Annotated in this window: 17 protein-coding genes, 1 tRNA gene and 1 pseudogene; 1 reads left to right on the forward strand and 18 read right to left on the reverse strand. The window is 60.5% G+C overall.

The window, feature by feature from the left end; translation table 11 throughout:
• The 8 genes from AC09SL_RS12445 to vapB form a co-directional block, all read right to left on the reverse strand.
• Window positions 1-825: an FkbM family methyltransferase gene (locus tag AC09SL_RS12445; RefSeq protein ID WP_058544987.1), complete on the reverse strand. Its 825-nt coding sequence runs from the start codon at window positions 823-825 to the stop codon at window positions 1-3.
• A 331-nt stretch (window positions 826-1,156) separates the two neighbouring features.
• Window positions 1,157-2,389: a methyltransferase gene (locus tag AC09SL_RS12450; protein ID WP_058544988.1), complete on the reverse strand. Its 1,233-nt coding sequence runs from the start codon at window positions 2,387-2,389 to the stop codon at window positions 1,157-1,159.
• Entirely contained in the window at window positions 2,370-3,059 is a 690-nt protein-coding gene (locus tag AC09SL_RS12455; RefSeq protein ID WP_058544989.1) for an ABC transporter permease, read from the reverse strand. The genes AC09SL_RS12450 and AC09SL_RS12455 overlap by 20 nt, the downstream gene beginning before the upstream one ends.
• The gene (locus AC09SL_RS12460; RefSeq protein ID WP_064106967.1) at window positions 3,056-3,751 is read right to left on the reverse strand and encodes an ABC transporter permease; all 696 of its coding nucleotides are present in this window, start codon (window positions 3,749-3,751) and stop codon (window positions 3,056-3,058) included. Before AC09SL_RS12460 ends, AC09SL_RS12455 begins: the two co-directional genes overlap by 4 nt.
• Before the next feature lie 78 nt (window positions 3,752-3,829).
• A complete protein-coding gene (locus AC09SL_RS12465; protein ID WP_058546212.1) occupies window positions 3,830-4,597 on the reverse strand; it encodes an ABC transporter substrate-binding protein in 768 nt (255 codons plus the stop codon).
• A 13-nt stretch (window positions 4,598-4,610) separates the two neighbouring features.
• Window positions 4,611-5,384 carry an ABC transporter ATP-binding protein gene (locus AC09SL_RS12470; RefSeq protein ID WP_003196795.1) on the reverse strand — a complete coding sequence of 258 codons (774 nt, stop codon included), beginning with the start codon at window positions 5,382-5,384 and terminating at the stop codon, window positions 4,611-4,613.
• Window positions 5,385-5,958: 574 nt separating this feature from the next.
• A complete protein-coding gene (gene vapC / locus AC09SL_RS12475) occupies window positions 5,959-6,378 on the reverse strand; it encodes a type II toxin-antitoxin system tRNA(fMet)-specific endonuclease VapC (RefSeq protein ID WP_058546213.1) in 420 nt (139 codons plus the stop codon).
• Window positions 6,378-6,608 (reverse strand): type II toxin-antitoxin system VapB family antitoxin, encoded by a 231-nt coding sequence (vapB, locus tag AC09SL_RS12480; protein WP_058546214.1) that lies wholly within the window; start codon window positions 6,606-6,608, stop codon window positions 6,378-6,380. The genes vapC and vapB overlap by 1 nt, the downstream gene beginning before the upstream one ends.
• Before the next feature lie 184 nt (window positions 6,609-6,792).
• Between vapB and AC09SL_RS12485 the strand changes: the two genes are divergently transcribed.
• Window positions 6,793-7,242 carry a peptidase associated/transthyretin-like domain-containing protein gene (locus AC09SL_RS12485; RefSeq protein ID WP_058546215.1) on the forward strand — a complete coding sequence of 150 codons (450 nt, stop codon included), beginning with the start codon at window positions 6,793-6,795 and terminating at the stop codon, window positions 7,240-7,242.
• A 9-nt stretch (window positions 7,243-7,251) separates the two neighbouring features.
• Here the strand turns inward: AC09SL_RS12485 and AC09SL_RS12490 are convergent, their stop codons facing one another.
• The 10 genes and pseudogenes from AC09SL_RS12490 to AC09SL_RS12535 form a co-directional block, all read right to left on the reverse strand.
• Window positions 7,252-7,698 carry a hypothetical protein gene (locus tag AC09SL_RS12490; protein ID WP_058546216.1) on the reverse strand — a complete coding sequence of 149 codons (447 nt, stop codon included), beginning with the start codon at window positions 7,696-7,698 and terminating at the stop codon, window positions 7,252-7,254.
• 40 nt (window positions 7,699-7,738) lie between these two features.
• The gene (locus tag AC09SL_RS12495; RefSeq protein WP_058546217.1) at window positions 7,739-9,973 is read right to left on the reverse strand and encodes an ATP-binding protein; all 2,235 of its coding nucleotides are present in this window, start codon (window positions 9,971-9,973) and stop codon (window positions 7,739-7,741) included.
• A complete protein-coding gene (locus AC09SL_RS12500; RefSeq protein ID WP_058546218.1) occupies window positions 9,970-10,575 on the reverse strand; it encodes a biliverdin-producing heme oxygenase in 606 nt (201 codons plus the stop codon). Before AC09SL_RS12500 ends, AC09SL_RS12495 begins: the two co-directional genes overlap by 4 nt.
• Before the next feature lie 94 nt (window positions 10,576-10,669).
• Window positions 10,670-11,242 (reverse strand): annotated as a pseudogene (locus AC09SL_RS12505) (PDDEXK nuclease domain-containing protein); the annotation flags it as partial.
• 298 nt (window positions 11,243-11,540) lie between these two features.
• Window positions 11,541-11,948, reverse strand: coding sequence for a hypothetical protein (locus tag AC09SL_RS12510; protein ID WP_058546220.1), 408 nt, complete (start codon window positions 11,946-11,948; stop codon window positions 11,541-11,543).
• A gap of 61 nt (window positions 11,949-12,009) precedes the next feature.
• A complete protein-coding gene (locus AC09SL_RS12515) occupies window positions 12,010-12,339 on the reverse strand; it encodes a DHCW motif cupin fold protein (protein WP_014336091.1) in 330 nt (109 codons plus the stop codon).
• 116 nt (window positions 12,340-12,455) lie between these two features.
• Window positions 12,456-12,531: transfer RNA gene (locus AC09SL_RS12520), tRNA-Phe, on the reverse strand.
• A 102-nt stretch (window positions 12,532-12,633) separates the two neighbouring features.
• On the reverse strand, window positions 12,634-12,906 hold the full coding sequence (locus tag AC09SL_RS12525; protein WP_003196814.1) for an oxidative damage protection protein: 273 nt from the start codon (window positions 12,904-12,906) through the stop codon (window positions 12,634-12,636).
• A complete protein-coding gene (gene mutY / locus AC09SL_RS12530) occupies window positions 12,903-13,970 on the reverse strand; it encodes an A/G-specific adenine glycosylase (protein ID WP_058546221.1) in 1,068 nt (355 codons plus the stop codon). The genes AC09SL_RS12525 and mutY overlap by 4 nt, the downstream gene beginning before the upstream one ends.
• Complete coding sequence (locus tag AC09SL_RS12535; protein WP_058546222.1) at window positions 13,967-16,198, reverse strand: AsmA family protein; 2,232 nt, start codon at window positions 16,196-16,198, stop codon at window positions 13,967-13,969. Before AC09SL_RS12535 ends, mutY begins: the two co-directional genes overlap by 4 nt.
• Window positions 16,199-16,362: the final 164 nt, after the last annotated feature.

Below are 16,362 nucleotides of genomic sequence, written 5' to 3' on the forward strand. Positions count from 1 at the left end.
TCAAGCGCGGTGCAGCAGGTTGCGCAGTTTGTTCAGGGCTCGCCAGGTGCGGCTGTTTTGCATGGCCTGGAGTTGGGCTTCGGCCTGTTCAGCCCGTTGCAGGGCGGCGCTGAGCTGTTGGTCTGCGTCGTCGATGGGGTGGCTGAATTTGTGGCCTTTGCAGAGTTGGAAGCCGTCGAGGTTGCACGGGGGGATGTCGAAGGCGGGTTTGAGGGCCAGGTGTTCTTCGGCGAGGTAGTAGGTGTTGATGCCGTCGAACAGGATGGACTGGTAGCCGGCGCCGGTCACCAGGGTTTCCCAGCTCTGGTCGCGGGCCCATGGGGTTTCGATGAGGATGATCCAGGGGCGCCAGCGGCTGAAGTCCATGCCGCGCAGGACGGTTTCTTCGTGGCCTTCGACGTCGATTTTCAGGAAGTGGATGGGGCGGTCCTGGGCGTATTGCTCGCAGATGGAGACCAGGGTGCGGGATTGGACGGTCTGGTTGCGTACGTCCATGCCGGCGTCGCGGTGTTGTTGGGCGACGCTGGCTTCTACGGTGGAAAGGCCCGTGTCGGCGATGGTGTAGAAGGTCAGGCTTTCAGCGTTTTCGCCGGCCACGCATTGCAGGTTGATGTCGTGAGGACGTTGTTGGCAGAGGGCGTCGTAGTAAGCCGGCACCGGTTCGATGTTGATGCCGCGCCAGCCGCGGTCGTAGAACGCTCGGGTAACCGAATCATCTGTCGGATGGTTGGCGCCGACGTCGAGGTAAAAGCCGTTTTCCACCGATTGAAGGGCGCGCCACAGGCGTATGTCTTCGAAGTTCTGTGCGTAGGAAATGAACGTCACGGCCAGTCCTTGCGTGTGTCGGCATTATGTCAATCACGATACGTGGGGCTGTTGTATAGCACGGGCGTGGTGGACGCAATTATTGGCGCGGCACAGCACTGAATTCGGCGGTTATGTCGTTTTGCTTAGACGCTTATGCACAACGGGCAGGATGGGGCCGGTGGAACCTTGCGATTTTGTGACCGCTTTCGCGTTTCGTCGCAAATCCCTGTTTTCATGGTTTTTTATCCATGTGAACAAAAAATGACCAGCGTTGATTGGGTCAGGAAATGGCGAATTTCTTGGATCCAGGTTTATTTCATCAACAGAGTTATCCACAGGGTGTTTCGTCTCAGCAACGTTCTGCCAGCAACAGCAGATTGCGCGGCGTCAGCGGTGTTTCGCAGAAGGTGCCGAGGCGAACCTCGTAGCCTTTTTGAGAAAGGAAAAGCGCTCGGTCCAGTACCAGCCAAAGTTCCAGGGGGCGCCGGAAAAGGCCTCGCAGCAACTCCAGGTTGCGCACCTCGGACAGGCGCTGATGGCCTGCTGCTTCCAAGGCGACCCAATCAGGCGCGCCGACTGTGGATAAGTCTTTGAGGGCCGCCAGGTCGGTACAGTATTGGGCGAAGGATTTTTCCAACCAGGCGCTGGGCAGCGAGGGGGTGGGCAAGTAGTCGTCGCGCCCTCTGATTTGTCGTTGCAGCAGGTCGAAGCCCAGGCGCCGGGCCATGGATTGGTCCCGTTGTCTTCTGACGCGCGCGCCAGCGGTGACGGTTTCGGTCAGCGGCAGGCTGAGATCGTCGAGCGACAGCTGTAGGGCAGAGCCCTTGGCCGCGTCGGACAGCGCTTGATAATGCTCGCTGCTGATGCGGTTGTAGCAGCACGGCGCGATAGCCAGTTGTGCACAACCCGCGGCGCTGGCCAGGTGCATCAAGCGCACATGCAGGTCGCCGCAGGCGTGCAGGGCTACAGGCGTGTGCTCGCGGTGGAGCGCTTGGGCGGCGTCCGCCGCCAGCACGTCTTGTTGCAGGTGCGTGGCGGACAGGTGATGGCGCTGGCTCAGGTGTTGGCCGTTGGCGACCAGTGCGGGGTCGTACTCCAGGCAGGTCAGTTGCTGCTCAGCGTGCAATAGGCGTCGCCCGAGGTGGCCTTTGCCGGCGCACCAATCCAGCCAATGGGTCGGTTGGGTGGTGAAGTGCAGGCGGCTGGCGAAGGCTTCGATCTGCTGCCATTTGCGTCCGGGCACGTCGACGTTGAGGCGATGGCTTGGTGCTTGGAGCGTGCTGGCCGGCAATTGTGCAACAGCGCTCAATGCACGGGAGATAGCGGCCAGTTCCGGGAATGGCGTTGGCGCGTCTTCCATCAACCACGGCTGATGATGGTCGTTTTCTGCAGCTTCCAGCGAACGCTGGCGTAGCCATTGGGATAATTTCGGGTGGGACGTTTCCCAGGGCAGTTGCAGATGGGTGAACGGACGCGGTTTCCACAGCGCCTGGTGCGCCGTGAGAAAAACGTCCAGCGCGGCAAAGCGGGCGAGCAGGGCCTCGCCCGTCAGCACGCCGCTGTCAGCGCCCTTGGCAGGCATCGACGCGCAACCAGCGCTCCAGCTGCTTGAAGCCTTGCACCAACAGGAAGGACATCAGCAGGTAGAACATGCCGGCCGCGAAGAAGATCTCCACCGGCAAGTAGGTCCGGGCGATGATGGTGCGGGCCATGCCGGTGAGTTCCAGCAAGGTCACGGTGCTCGCCAGGGCGCTGGCCTTGAGCATCAGGATCACTTCGTTGCTGTAGGCCGGCAGGCCAATGCGCGCGGCGCGGGGCAGCGTGATGTAGAGCAACGCCTTTGGCCGGGACATGCCCAGGGCCCGCGCGGCTTCGATCTCGCCCCGGGGGATGGCCTGGATTGCGCCGCGCAGGATTTCGGCGATATAGGCGGCGGTGTGCAGGGTCATGGTGGCCGTGGCGCACCAGAACGGGTCCCGCAGGTACGGCCACATTGCACTGCTGCGCACGGCATCGAACTGCGCCAGGCCGTAGTAAACCAAGAACAGCTGGACCAGGAGCGGTGTGCCACGGAAAAAGAAGATGTAGGCGTAGGGAAATGCCCGCACGTACCACAGGCGCGAAGAGCGGGCGATGCCCAGTGGAATTGCCAGCAGCAGGCCGGCGATCACGGCGATGGCCACCAGCTCCAGGGTCAGTGTCGCGCCTTGGGCCAGCTTCGGCAGCCACTTGATGATGACGTCCCAGTTCATTGGGTGCTCCTGGTAAATCCACGGGCGGCGCGTCGTTCCAGCAGGTGCATGCCGATCATGGCGAGCACTGTCAGGCCCAGGTACATGAACGCTGCAACCGTATAGAAGGTGAACGGTTGCTTGGACACGGTCACGCCGATTTGCGCATGGCGCATGATCTCTTCCAGGCCGATCACCGAGACCAGCGCGGTGTCCTTCATCAGGATCATGAACAGGTTGCCCAGGCCAGGCAGGGCGATGCGCCACATCTGCGGCATGATCAGCCGGGTGAAGATCCGCCACTTCGACAGGCCCAGGGCAACGCCAGCCTCACGGTGGCCCTTGGGGATCGCCAGGATCGCGCCGCGAAACACTTCGGTGGCGTAGGCGCCAAAGCACAGGCCCAGGGCAATGACCCCGGCGGCGAAGGCGTCGAGGGCGAGGTCGGGTTTGCCGAAATACTCGCCCAGGGCACGCATCAGGTTGACGGTGCCGAAATAGATCAACAGCACCCAGAGTAATTCCGGGATGCCGCGAACCAGTGTCGAATAGGTGCCGCCCAGCCATTGCAGCGGCTTGTACGGCGAGGTCTTGGCCAAGGCGCCGAGCAGGCCGAGCACCAGCCCCAGGCTCAGGGCCGACAGTGCCAGCTTGACGGTCATCAGCGCGCCGGCGGCGAGCGCCGGACCGAATCCGTAGAGATCGATCATCATGGGTGTTTGTTCATATCGCGGCAGGCTTGGCTAAGGGCCGGCGCCGCAATAAAGCGGTGCCGGCCAGGCACGTCAGTATCAATAGATGCTGAACGGGAAGTACTTGTCGTTGATCTTTTTATAGGTGCCGTCGGCAACGATTTCCTTGAGCGCGGCGTTCAGCTTGTTGCGCAGATCGTCGTCACCCTTGCGCACGGCGATACCGATCTTGTCGCTTTCCACCACTGGCTCGCCTTTGAATTCGTAGGCGCCGCCGTCTTTGCTCTTGAGCCATTCGTATTGCACGTATTTGTCCGCCAGGATGGCGTCAACGCGGCCCGAGAGTAGGTCCAGGTAGGCGTTTTCCTGAGTGTCGTAGAGCGTGACCTTTACGTTGTAGTCATCTTCCATGTTGCGATCGTCCAGCCAGGTACCAGCCAGCGTCGCGCGTTGTGCGCCAATGGTCTTGCCGCTCAGGTACGCCTTGTCGGTCTTGAAATCGGTGGTGGTCTTCGGCGCGATGAATTGCAGCTTGTTGGAATAGTACGGCTCGGTGAAGTCCACGGCCTGCTTGCGTTCCTCGGTAATCGACAGCGAGGAGATCAGGAAGTCGAACTTCTTGGCGTTCAAGGCCGGAATGATGCCGTCCCAGTCGGAAGTGACCACTTCGCATTCGACTTTCATCTTGGCGCACAGGGCGTCGCCAATATCCTTGTCGAAGCCGACCACGTTGCCGCTGGCATCTTTGTTATTGAATGGCGGATACGCCGCTTCGATGCCCATCTTCAGTTTGTCGGCCGCCATGGCACTGGCCGAGAAGACCAGGCTGGCCGCTGCGGCCAGGAGGAATTTCTTGTAGGTCTGCATGTGTACTGCTCCGTTAGCGGTTGCTGGACATGAATTGTTTACAGCGCGCCGAAAGCGGGTTCTCGAAGACCTGCTGTGGCGATCCTTGCTCCTCGACCAGGCCTTGATGAAGGAACACGACTTCGCTGGAAACCTGACGGGCGAATCCCATTTCGTGGGTGACCAGCAGCATGGTGCGTCCTTCTTCGGCCAGGGCGCGGATCACACTAAGTACTTCCTGGACCATTTCCGGGTCAAGGGCGGAGGTGGGTTCGTCGAACAGAATCACCTTGGGTTGCATCGCCAGTGTGCGGGCGATGGCGGCGCGTTGTTGCTGGCCGCCGGACAGTTCGGCCGGGTAGGCGTGGCGCTTGTCGGCGATACCGACTTTAGCCAGCAGGGCTTCGGCCACTTCGACGGCTTCGGCCTTGCTCTGGCCAAGCACCCGGCGCGGCGCTTCGATGATGTTATCGAGCACGCTCATGTGCGGCCAAAGGTTGAAGTTCTGGAAGACAAAACCGATCTCGCTGCGCATGCGGTTGATCTGTTTACCGTCGGCGGCCACCAGTTCACCGTTCTTTGCGGCCTTGAGCTTGAGCTCTTCGCCGGCCACCAGGATCTGGCCCTGGTTGGGGTTTTCCAGCAGGTTGATGCAACGCAGGAACGTGGACTTGCCGGACCCGGAGGATCCGAGGATCGAGATCACATCGCCGTCGCGGGCGGTCAGCGAGACGCCTTTGAGCACCTCCAACTGTCCGTAGCGTTTGTGCAGGTTGCGGATTTCAAGCGCGGGCGTGGCCTGGGCCATGTGCGGTCCTCATGGTATGTGCTCCCTTGCTGTTGGCTGCCTTCCTTGGCGAGGCGGCCAAGCTAGCATGCGTCCGAATGGCAGCCAACAGCGCTACGGGCGGTAAACCGGTGATGTGCGGCAGTTTGTCGCATCGACGCAGCAGACTGTCGCGCCATCAACAACCGAACGGCTGTTTGAACCTTGTTTACCGGTGAAAAGTCCGGGGAGTCGCGTAAAAAAAGGCGCGATGGTGCCAGCTTTGGGCGGGGGTTGGAAGGGTTAACCGGATGAGCGTTGCCGCAATCAAAAGTCTGTTGGATTATTCGGGCGCGTCCTTGAGATCCCACAGTATTTTGAGAACCTCTTTGAAGCTGGCCCATGCAGTTTCGAAATCCGCCTGTACTTCAGGGCTGTGAAGCAATACTCCGTAGTTTCCTGAGCGAGAAAGTAGTCGTAAACCTGTGGGAGCGAGCTTGCTCGCGATAGCGGTAGAGAAGCCAACGGAGATGTGAGGTTGATGGCCTCATCGTGAGCAGGCTCACTCCCGCATTGGGCCTCGATTGAGCTGTTTTTTAACTTCAAGCCACCGAAGTTACAACCCTGTCGTCGTCACAGTGGTCCAATCCTCAATGCGCAGTCCGGGGACTCTTTCGAACTCTTTCAGGTTATTAGTGACTACGATCAGCCCGAGGGAACGGGCATGGCCGGCAATCATCTGGTCGTAGGGGCCTATTGGCTTGCCTATCTTTGCCAGTTCTGCCCGGATCATTCCGGTATGTGCTGCAGCGTCATAACCAAAAGGTAAAACCTCAAGTCGGGCACAGAATCCTTCGATGACTCCGAGATTTTTCTCCGGGGCGGATGACTTTTCTGCTCCATAGATCAGTTCCATCAGCGTGACTGCACTAATGCAAAGCTGGCCGTGATGAAGGTTGAAAGCCTCTCTAACGATCTGGGGTTTATTCTTGATGGTGAAAATACAGATGTTGGTATCGAGCATGAATTTGATCATCAGAAAGACTCGCGCTCCTGATCGGCAGGTTGCTCACGCTCTGCCATAAAATCTGCTGTCGCGCTATCGCCATCGAACCAGCTATCCCACGCTTCGCCCGCCGGCGTGATGATGCGGGCTCTGCCTATGGCGATCACGTCTACACGCTTTACGTCGCTTGGCATCGCCACTGCTTTGGGTAGCCGGACCGCTTGGCTGCGGTTGCTCATGAAAAGGGTGGTTTGTTCCATGTGCAAGTCCTCAACTAAATGCAGTTGGAAGCATAGGACAATGCAGGGATATGTCAATGGGATATACCGGCTGCGAGAATGATCTCGTCCTAATCGGTACTCCCAATCGATCTAAACCTTAACGAGCAACTGTGATCAAAAAAAGAACGCATGTGAGTTATTTCCAGAACCTGGAGTCCTCGCCATGAAGCTTATTCATTACTTTGTGTTGCCCTTCATCGCCATCAGCATCCTGCTGTTCCCCATCGCTCTCAACGCCACCAACCTCGCGCCCATCGACAACACCGGCGTCCAGGTCCAACCCATGCAGCAGAACGGCATCACTTATCTGTCGGGCGGTATCGGTGAGGATGAAGCCCGGGCCATCGGGCAGGCCCAGGGTTACGGCCTGCACATGACATTCGCGGTTGGCCCGGAAAACAAATACATCCCGGATGTGGAGGTCACCGTCCAGAACGCGTCGGGGCAAACGCTGCTGACGCTCAGCGATGCGGGGCCGCTGGTTTATGTGCAACTGCCGCCGGGCAAGTACAGCGTGGTGGCGACGCGCAACGGTGAGGCGCGGCGCGACACTGCTGAGGTAGGCAGCGGGGCCGCGCGCAACCTGGTGTTCCATTGGAACGGTGACGAATAGCCGGCCGGTTTATTCGCTGGCGGGCTCTTCCATCGACTGGCGATAACGGTCCAGCGCTTCGCTGAAGTCCTTGATGAACTCCGGTGTGCTGAGCCAGCGTTGGGCGGTCTCGCGGTCCATGTCATCGATCCACATGCGGTAGTCCACCAGCATGTCGGCGGCCAGGTTGGTCGCCGCCATGCTTTCGTTTTCGGCGTTTTTCAGGTCGAGCAGGCCTGGGCGTTCACTGATCATGACGCTCAGGGATGCGAGCAGCGTATCGAGCATTTGATTGCGGCTGACGGCCTCGGCTTCGCGCAGCTTGGCGAACAGTTCCAGCACGTAGACCGGTGGTTGGGCGGTGGCGTGGGCCGGGTCGCCATACATCGGGATCGATTTGCGCCCGGTCATGCGGATCTGCTTGGCTTTGTCTTTGGCGCGCTTGGCGCGTTTTTGCTGTTTGTTCAGTGAGGCCATTGGGCTTCGGTTTCCAATTCGTTAGGGGACGGTGCCCGGCTCAGTCGATTTTCGGCACGCTAAAGCGGAATTCGCTGCCCTGGCCTGGCTGGCTTTCGGCGTGCAGTTTACCGCCATGGGCCTGGACAATCCCCTTGGAAATGTACAACCCCAACCCGGTGCCGTTCGGGTTGCCTTCCTTGGTCGTCCAGTAGCGCTCGAAAACATGAGGCAACTGCTCTGGCGCAATCCCTTCGCCAGTGTCGCGGACGCTGAACACGATCTCATCGCCGACGGACATCGCACTGATGCCTACGGAGCCTTGTTGCGGTGTGAACTTGATGGCGTTGCCAATCAGGTTCGACAGCACTTGGAACAGCCGCTCGGGGTCGGCGTTGATCTTCAGGTTGGGTTCGGCGTGGAAGGACATGTCGATGGCCTTGGCAGTGGCCAGCGGCGTCAGCAGCGAGCAGGCGTCTTCGAAGATCTGGCTGACGTCCATCGGCTGGGGATTGATGGTGTAGCGCCCGGCATCGATGCGCGAGGTGTCGAGCAGGTCTTCGAGCAGCGAGTTCATGCGGCTGGTGGCCTGTTGCATGGTGTCGATGGCTGAAGCGATTCGCTTGGAACTGTGGGAGCCGTCGGAGCTGAAGGCCTTTTGCATCATGCCGCAGAGCATGGAAATGACCGTCATCGGGCTGCGCAGGTCATGGGACACCACGGCCACCAGTTCATCGCGGGCCTGTACGGCCTGGCGCTCCTTGCGCACCTGGCGCGCCAGGTCGTTTTCCAGGGCCGAGCGCCGCAGGTCGTTGGCGGCGAACAGGTCGCCATGGGTCCATTTGGTGCTGATGCCGGCCATTTCGACTTTCCAGATATCGAAAGACGTCCGGGGCCGCAGGCGCAGGCCGGTCTCGCTGTTTTCCAGGTCCAGGGGCTTTTGCGGGTCGCCGCTCCATTGGAGGGTTTGCTTCACCTCGGGACGGAACCACAGCACGCCGTTTTCCACTGGCTTGGGCAAGTGGATCGCCAGCACGCCGCTCGCCACGTCCTGATAAGCCTGGGCAGGCGCGAAAACGCTGCTCAGGTTGTGCTGGGAGAACACCGGTTTGCAGGTTTCCAGGATCCATTTGTGCAGTTCGCGGATCTGCTCGGGCTCCGGGCATTGGCCGTGGCGATGCAGCTTGTTGTCTTCGAAAATCGCCACGCCGCTGGCGCCGGTCAGGTCCATGAGCCGTTGTGGCTCATGGGACAGGCCATCGAAGACGTTTTCGCTGGACTCGGCCATGACGGTGGCGAGGATTTTGAGGTCTTCGAGCTTGGCGTCCCGTTGCCGGGTCAGTTCCAGGGCTTGCATGGCGCTGATCTGCAACGACAGCACCTGGCCGATGGTCTGGCAGGCCATGCGCATTTCATGGGGGACCAGCAGCGGCTGGCGATTGCCGCAACTGATCAGCCCCCACAAGCGCTCGCCTTCCATCAACGAGATGCTCATGGAGGACAGCACGCCCATGTTTTTCATGTACTGGCGGTGGATCGGCGAGACGCTGCGCAGTGTGGCAAAACTCAGGTCTAGGGGCGCCTGGGTGTCGGGGCGCAGTTGCGGGACAAGCGGTACCGGCGCGTAGTCGGCGTTAGGGATGATCCGCAGCCAGTTGGTGCGATACAGCTCGCGGGCCTGTTCGGGAATATCCGACGCCGGGAAAAACAGGCCCTTGTAGAGTTCCATCGACGGCGCGCTGGCCTCGGCGATCACTTGGCCGTGGCCTTCTTCCTCGAAGCGGTAGATCAGCACCCGGTCGTAGCCGGTCATGGCCTGGATCTCCCGCACGCTGATTTCGTACAGGGCCTGGAGGGTTTTCGCACTTTGCAGGCGTTGCAGCATGCGGCCCAGGTTGGCCTCGCCGCTGACGCCTTCGGGGCGATAGTCGCTCAGGTGCTGTTCCAGTTCGACGATCAGGGCGCCCTGATGGCGATGCACCAAGGCGTCAAAGCGCTGCTGGTTCACGACAATGGCCACGGGCGCGTTGTCGCTTTGCGGGGCGGCGCGACAGGCGACCAGGATCGCCTCGGCCTGTTCCAGCCCCAACAATGTGTCCAGCGTCTGGCCCAACAGTCTGTGAGGATCCTGCCCCATCAATTGCAATGCGTTGGCACTGACCTGACGGATCACGAAGTCGGGTTCGGACAGCATCAACAGCACGCCATGAGGCTGGATGGCCCCGGGGAAGCGAATCGGTTCATCTGCGCAATTGGCCAGCAGCTCTTCGAAGGCTTCCTGGTTTTCCGGGGTCATAGCAGTACCTTTTGGCTGTCCAGCCAGTGTTCGAAATGAGTGAACGTCGCTTTGGCGGCGCGTGTGACTTCGAGCGTCTGGGCCTGGCCAAGGTTCCTGTCGTCCAGGTATTGGAGGAAATCCTTCCAGCGTCGGCCGGTGAGTTCGCCATACACATTGAGGAAGGCAGCGCCGCTGCAAGCATCAAGACCGAGCTGCTCGGCCACCCTGCGCCGCAGGATCTGCCCGCCGAGAGTCGCACCTTCCAACACATAGGAAACGCCGAGGGCGGCGGCTCGGGAGTCGATCCGCGGCAGCGCCTGGCAGGTGGGCAACGCCTCGATAGCGGCTTCATCCAGGCCCAGTGCCGTGAGGTCGGCCCGCAATACCGGAAGTTTGATGCGCAGTGACTGGTCCAACCCGGCCGGAATCAGCGCCAGCACATGCAGCCGTTGTTCCAGCGGTTGATAAAAACCGTAGTAGGCCGCCATCAGGCGTCGGTACAGATCCAGGTCCAGCCGTTGTGAGAAAAACGGCAGGCGCTTTTCCAGGGCGACGTGCAGTTCAGCGGTTTCGGTCCGCAATGCCTGGATCAGGGAAGGGTGGGGCGCGACCGGTGACATGCAGGATGAAGCTCGTTGACTGAAGCATTGCTGGAAAAAAAGCGCGCCAATCTTACATGGGTTTTTTGAGTGCGCATTCATCGGGTATCGGCTTTTATTCCTTCAAGTCGCTGCGCCTGATTGCCCCTTCCTCGAGGCGCGCCTGTTCGCGATCCAGCGCGTTGCGCAGCTCTTCTTCGGTGGGGAGCACCAACTGATACTGGCTGGCGAATAGCTGTTCATTGCCCTGCAGCACGGAATAACGCACCACCGACTCATCCTTTTGAGCGCAGAGAATGATGCCGACGGTGGGTTTGTCGTCAGGGCCGCGCTTGAGATCATCGTAGAGACGCACATACATATCCATCTGGCCGATGTCCTGGTGGCTGAGCTCGCCACGCTTGAGATCGACGATCACAAAGCACTTGAGCAGGTAGTTGTAGAAGACCAGGTCGATGTAGAAGTCTTTGCTTTCGGTGCTGATGCGCTGCTGACGGGCGATAAAGGCGAAGCCCTTGCCCAGTTCGAGAAGGAAGCCTTGTAGCTGGTCGATCAAGGCCTGTTCCAGGTCCGTTTCCTGTAGCGTGCCGGCGTTGGGCAGCCCGAGGAGTTTCAGGACAGCCGGGTCCCCGACGATGTCCCCGGTGCCGAGGATCATCTCCCTGATATGGGTGATGGCCTCCTGGCGAGCCTGGCGAATCAGCTCGCCGAGTTCGTTGATCAAGGGGGCGAGCTTTGGGTCGTCTTGGGGCAGCAGTGGCGTCATCGCAGTGTCCAGCCATTGAGAGGGGCGGACCGCAAGGATGCTCCAGGCGACGTTTCGATGATGCCGGACGGGGCTGATTGCTTGGGCGGAAAAATAACGGATTTATGCAGGACGGGTATGACGCCGCCCCCCGTTGGTTGACCTTGGGTTGTAGGAGCTATCTCCACAGCCTGTCAGCCACCGCGAACCCCTTCGGCACAAAGCGCTTGGCGGGCGAAAGTCAGGCCTTAACTTGCGCCAGAGCCTGGGATGCGGCCACATAATCGGCCTGGAACTGCTCGCTTTCCACCCAATCCAGCGCGGTCTGCTCATCGACACCCGTGGTCAGGCGGCGATATTCGATCAGGGCCGTAATGATGAAGTCAGTGGCTTCTTCCTCACCTTCCTGCTCCAGCACCAACTCCAGCAGTGGATGCCCGAGGAAGACCGTGCACATGGCCTGTTGGCTGATCTTTTCGGCCGCGCCCATGAGTCGGAACATGTCCGATAGGTCCACGGTTTCCAGGTCGATGCGCTCGTCGTTCGGGTCGAGGAAGTCGTTCGGTGCAGCAGCACGCTTAGTACGGTTCTGCTTGGCTTTCGCCTTGGCGCGCTGGCTGCGCTTGTGCTGTTTGTTCGCCGATGACATGGTCGGATTCCTGATGGATAAGGCCATCTATCCTACAGCTTCAGTGGGGGCGCTTCGAATCTCAATCGACTATGAAGAGCGTAGCCCCCGATGAAGTGGAGGAACGATGGGGCTCGGCCTGGTCGGCTACCTGATAGCTCATGCCGGGCTTGAGCAAAAATTGCCGGCCATCTTCGAGTTCAGTATTGAGCTCGCCCTTGAGGCAAAACAGGATGTGGCCCTTGGTGCACCAATGGTCGGCCAGGTACCCGGGCGTATATTCCACCATCCGCACGCGAATGTTCCCGAACTGTTGGGTGCGCCAATAAGCGGTTCCGGTGACGCCTTTGTGCTCGGTGGGTTCGATGGTTGACCAGTCGGTGGTGCCAAAGGGGATGCCGGTGATGTCCATGTCGACTCGCTTGCTAGAGGGGAGCGCAAGAATGTAGCCGAGTCGATAAGGCGGAGGAAGAAAATCCCGGGCAATAAAAAACCCCGATCAATTTCTTGATCGGGGTTTTCGGTATTTGGTGCCCAGAGACGGAATCGAACCGCCGACACGGGGATTTTCAATCCCCTGCTCTACCGACTGAGCTATCTGGGCAACGGGGCGCATTAAACGGGTTTTTCAGGGGGGCGTCAAGCACGTTTTCAAAAAATATTTAATTATTACCGTCGCTTACGATCCGCCCCCGCGCTGAACAGCTTATTCGGACGGCGGTACGTAGCCTTCGGCCTTGGCGTAATCTTCGCCGGAAAAGTACTTGTCCATCTCGCCCTGAAGGTATTTGCGATCTTCGGCGTTCATCATGTTCAGGCGTTTTTCGTTGATCAGCAGGGTCTGGTGTTTCTGCCAGTCGGCCCAGGCCTTGGCCGAGACGTGGTCGTAGATGTCCTGGCCCTTGGCGCCCGGGAACGGTGCACGTTCCAGGCCTTCGAGTTCTTCTTTGTACTTGCGGCACATGATGGTGCGGGTCATTGCAACTCTCCTGCGTTCATTACGGCGGCCGCGCGTTCGAGCAAGGTTTTGACCGGGGCGGCAAGGCCCAGGCGCGGCGGGGTGGCGAGGTTATACCAGAGCCAGTCGGCCTCGGCCACGTGATGGCCGGTTTCCCGGACCCGGACCAGCCAGGGTTCGATCGCCAACTGGAAGTGGCTGAAGGTGTGCACCAGGCTTGGCATTTCCTGTTGGCTGCCCAATTCCAGCGAGTGTTGCAGGGCCAGGTGTTGCAGGTCGTCGAGGTCGCCGAGTTCCGGCAGGCTCCACAGACCGCCCCACAGCCCCGTGGAAGGGCGACGGTAAAGCAGGATTGCGCCTTCGTGGTTGGCCAGCATCGGCATCAAGGTGCGCTTTTTGGGCACTTCCTTGCGAGGCTTGGGAATCGGGTAGCGGGTTTCCAGGCCCAGCATGTGCGCCTCGCAACCGTTTTTCAGCGGGCAGAGCAGGCAGCTGGGTTTGCTGCGGGTGCAGAGTGTGGCGCCCAGGTCCATCATTGCCTGGGTGTAGGCGTTGACGCGGTCCTGGGGCGTGAAGCGCTCGGCGGTGGCCCACAGCTGTTTGGCGACCTTGGGTTCGCCCGGGTAACCTTCCTGGGCGGTGAAGCGCGCCAGCACCCGCTTGACGTTGCCATCGAGAATCGGCGCCCGCAGGCCCATGCTGATGCTGGCGATGGCGCCGGCGGTGGACAGGCCGATCCCCGGCAACTCGGTGAGTTTTTCCACGTCCCGGGGAAATTCGCCGCCGTACTGTTCAACGACGATTTTCGCGGTTTTCTGCAAGTTGCGCGCGCGGGTGTAATAGCCCAGCCCGGTCCACAGGTGCAGCACTTCGTCCTCCGGCGCGGCGGCCAGGGCTTGAACGGTGGGCAGCGAGGCCATGAACCGGTCGAAGTAGTTGAGCACGGTGCTGACCTGGGTCTGCTGCAACATGATTTCCGAGACCCACACCCGATAGGGTGAGATGGCTTGTTGCCAGGGCAAATCGTGGCGCCCGTGGCGGTCGAACCAGTCCAGGACAGCGGTGGAAAACTGCTCGGCTCTCATCGCTTGAACAGCCCCTTGAGCGCGTCTTTGAGTTCGGGGCTGACCTTGTCGCCCAGCTTCTCATCGATCTTGTCGCTGAGGCGATCGCCGGCCAGTTTTGCCGCGACCTTGCCCATCCCTTCGTTGTCCAGGCGGCAGGCCTTGGCGCCCAGCTCCAGCGGGCCGCGGCAGCGCAACGGCCATTCGATGCCGACGTAGCGTTCGTTGACCTGGCAGGCGGGGTCGGGCATGTCGCTCTTGTCACCTTCGACGATGATGCCGACACGGTAGTCCATGCCCAGCACCCGCAGGTCGATATCACCGTTGCCGTTGACGGTCATACCGGGAATGCGCACTTTCAGGTCCGGGTTGTTGGCGACGCCATTGTTGAAGGTGAGATTGCCGTTGAGTTGTTGGAATGGCGTGTCCTTGCCCCGGGGTTCGCCGCTGAGGGTCTTGCGATTGAGGGTGGCGATGCCTTTGCACAATTGCTGTTCGAGGTTGGCATTGAGCAGCACGCCATCGTTGATGACGAACCCGGCGGTGCCGTTGAGGCTGTCGATCAGGGCTTTCTGGCTATTGCCGCTGGCGGTGATCGCGCTGTTGAGCGTGACCAGGCCTTTGACCGGCGGATTCTTGCCTTGGCTTTCGATGATTTTCTCGGCAGGGACCCGGTTGATGCGCGTTTGCAGGCTCAGGCGTGGCGTAGCCTGGCGCACGTCCAAGGTGCCCTTGGTTTCGAAGTTGCCGCTGTACAGGTCGCCTCGCAGGTTCTCCAGGGTCAGCAGGCCGCCCAGGCCGGTGGCCTTGAGCGCAGCGTTCTGGATCGGCAGTTTATCGAGGGTCAGTTGCCCGAAGGTCAGGTCGGCATCGACGTCCAGCTTGCTCAGGCGTTCCACCGGAAACAGCCGGTCGCTACTCCAGGCGCCCTGGGTCGGAGCACTCGGCAGCGGTGTACTGCCGGCACCGGCCATCGCGCTGGCTTCGGTGTTACTGACTTCGGCCTCGCGGGCTGCCTTGGAGCTGTCGGCTTCGGCGGACTTTGGCGGCAGGTAACGGTCGACGTTGAACGTGTCGGCCTTGAGCTGTACGCGCAGGGACTGTTTGGCAAAGTCTTCCACGGCGATGCGACCGCTGAAATTGCTGTCGTCGACCTTCAGGTTGATGTTGTTGAATTCGACGCTGCTCGGCGTGCCGGCAATGCGGCTGACCAGTTCGACCTTGCTCAGGCTGCCTTCGGCCATGGCCGGGAGTTGCTGGCCGACGCTGTCGACGAACTTCGCCAGATCGAACTGAGCGATCGACACCCCGCCATTCAATTGCGGGGTCTTGTCGAGGTCGTTGACCTTCAGTTCACCCAGGGCGCGCAGTTGATTGAGCGACAGCTTGATGCCGGTCCATTCGGCGACGTTTGCCGCCTTGTCCAGGAACAGTTGGCCTTGGGCGGCGAAGTTCAGGGTCTTGCCCTGCAAGGGGTCGCCCGTGGCTTCGCCGGACAATTTCAGGTCTTCGAACTTGTAGCGTTGCAGGGCACGTTCGAAGCGCAGTTCACCCGTCACTTCGGTGCGTACGCGTACGGCTGGCTGGTTGCTGGACAGGAAGGCGGTCAGGGTGACCGGGATGTTGGTGGAGTCGTGGACCGGGCCGGTGCTCAGTTGGATGCTCTCGGCCGTGAACAGCTTGCCGGTCTGCTCGTCGGTGTATTGGACCCGCGCGTTGTTCACGGTCAGGCTGTCGATATCCAGGCGGGTCGGCTGGGCAGGTTTTTCTGCCGGGGTGCCGACGGGCGGGGTCGGTTGTTCGGCCGGCACGGGGGCTGGCGCGTTCGCCGTCGACGCAGAGGCCGGCACCTTGCCGATGTCTTCCCAGTTACCGTGCCCGTTCTTGTCACGGTTGAGCCGCAGGTTCAGGCCTTCGACCCGCACATCGCTCATTTGTACTTCCCGGCGCAGCAGGGGTATTACCCGGACCGAAAGGCCGAGCATCTGCAGGTCGGCGAAAGGCTGGGTCGGGCTGGCCAGGGTCGCGACGCTGGCGTCGTGCAACTCAAGACCCAGCCATGGAAACAGGCTCCAGCCGATGTCGCCATTGAGGGTCAGCTCGATGTGGGCCTTGTCGCGGGCTATCTGGCGGATCTCTTCTTTGTAGTCGTTGGGGTCGAACAGGTGGGTCAGGGCAAAGCCCAGGGCCACAATGATCAGCAACAGCCCGAGAAGTACCAGACCCAGGATTTTGCCGAACGCTTTCATGGGCGAATCCTTGTAGGTTGAGTTCAAAATTTAGCCGGGAGTATAACGTCCTGAGTTGGCGGCGCGTTGGGGGATCGTTTCTCGATTCGCCGCCGCGCTGTCCCCCCGTGGCGAGGGAGCTTGCACTCGCAGCGCCGTAAATGCCGTGTAGCAACCGTGTAGCA

The sequence above is a fragment of the Pseudomonas sp. PF05 genome, assembly GCF_056521845.1.

Bases quoted from the DNA above. Each gene is read 5' to 3' on its own strand.
- AC09SL_RS12450 (WP_058544988.1), bottom strand. From the start codon at position 2,389: ATGCCTGCCAAGGGCGCTGACAGCGGCGTGCTGACGGGCGAGGCCCTG.
- AC09SL_RS12455 (WP_058544989.1), bottom strand. From the start codon at position 3,059: ATGAACTGGGACGTCATCATCAAGTGGCTGCCGAAGCTGGCCCAAGGC.
- AC09SL_RS12460 (WP_064106967.1), bottom strand. From the start codon at position 3,751: ATGATGATCGATCTCTACGGATTCGGTCCGGCGCTCGCCGCCGGCGCG.
- AC09SL_RS12465 (WP_058546212.1), bottom strand. From the start codon at position 4,597: ATGCAGACCTACAAGAAATTCCTCCTGGCCGCAGCGGCCAGCCTGGTC.
- AC09SL_RS12470 (WP_003196795.1), bottom strand. From the start codon at position 5,384: ATGGCCCAGGCCACGCCCGCGCTTGAAATCCGCAACCTGCACAAACGC.
- vapC (WP_058546213.1), bottom strand. From the start codon at position 6,378: ATGATCAAATTCATGCTCGATACCAACATCTGTATTTTCACCATCAAG.
- vapB (WP_058546214.1), bottom strand. From the start codon at position 6,608: ATGGAACAAACCACCCTTTTCATGAGCAACCGCAGCCAAGCGGTCCGG.
- AC09SL_RS12485 (WP_058546215.1), top strand. From the start codon at position 6,793: ATGAAGCTTATTCATTACTTTGTGTTGCCCTTCATCGCCATCAGCATC.
- AC09SL_RS12490 (WP_058546216.1), bottom strand. From the start codon at position 7,698: ATGGCCTCACTGAACAAACAGCAAAAACGCGCCAAGCGCGCCAAAGAC.
- AC09SL_RS12495 (WP_058546217.1), bottom strand. From the start codon at position 9,973: ATGACCCCGGAAAACCAGGAAGCCTTCGAAGAGCTGCTGGCCAATTGC.
- AC09SL_RS12500 (WP_058546218.1), bottom strand. From the start codon at position 10,575: ATGTCACCGGTCGCGCCCCACCCTTCCCTGATCCAGGCATTGCGGACC.
- AC09SL_RS12510 (WP_058546220.1), bottom strand. From the start codon at position 11,948: ATGTCATCGGCGAACAAACAGCACAAGCGCAGCCAGCGCGCCAAGGCG.
- AC09SL_RS12515 (WP_014336091.1), bottom strand. From the start codon at position 12,339: ATGGACATCACCGGCATCCCCTTTGGCACCACCGACTGGTCAACCATC.
- AC09SL_RS12525 (WP_003196814.1), bottom strand. From the start codon at position 12,906: ATGACCCGCACCATCATGTGCCGCAAGTACAAAGAAGAACTCGAAGGC.
- mutY (WP_058546221.1), bottom strand. From the start codon at position 13,970: ATGAGAGCCGAGCAGTTTTCCACCGCTGTCCTGGACTGGTTCGACCGC.
- AC09SL_RS12535 (WP_058546222.1), bottom strand. From the start codon at position 16,198: ATGAAAGCGTTCGGCAAAATCCTGGGTCTGGTACTTCTCGGGCTGTTG.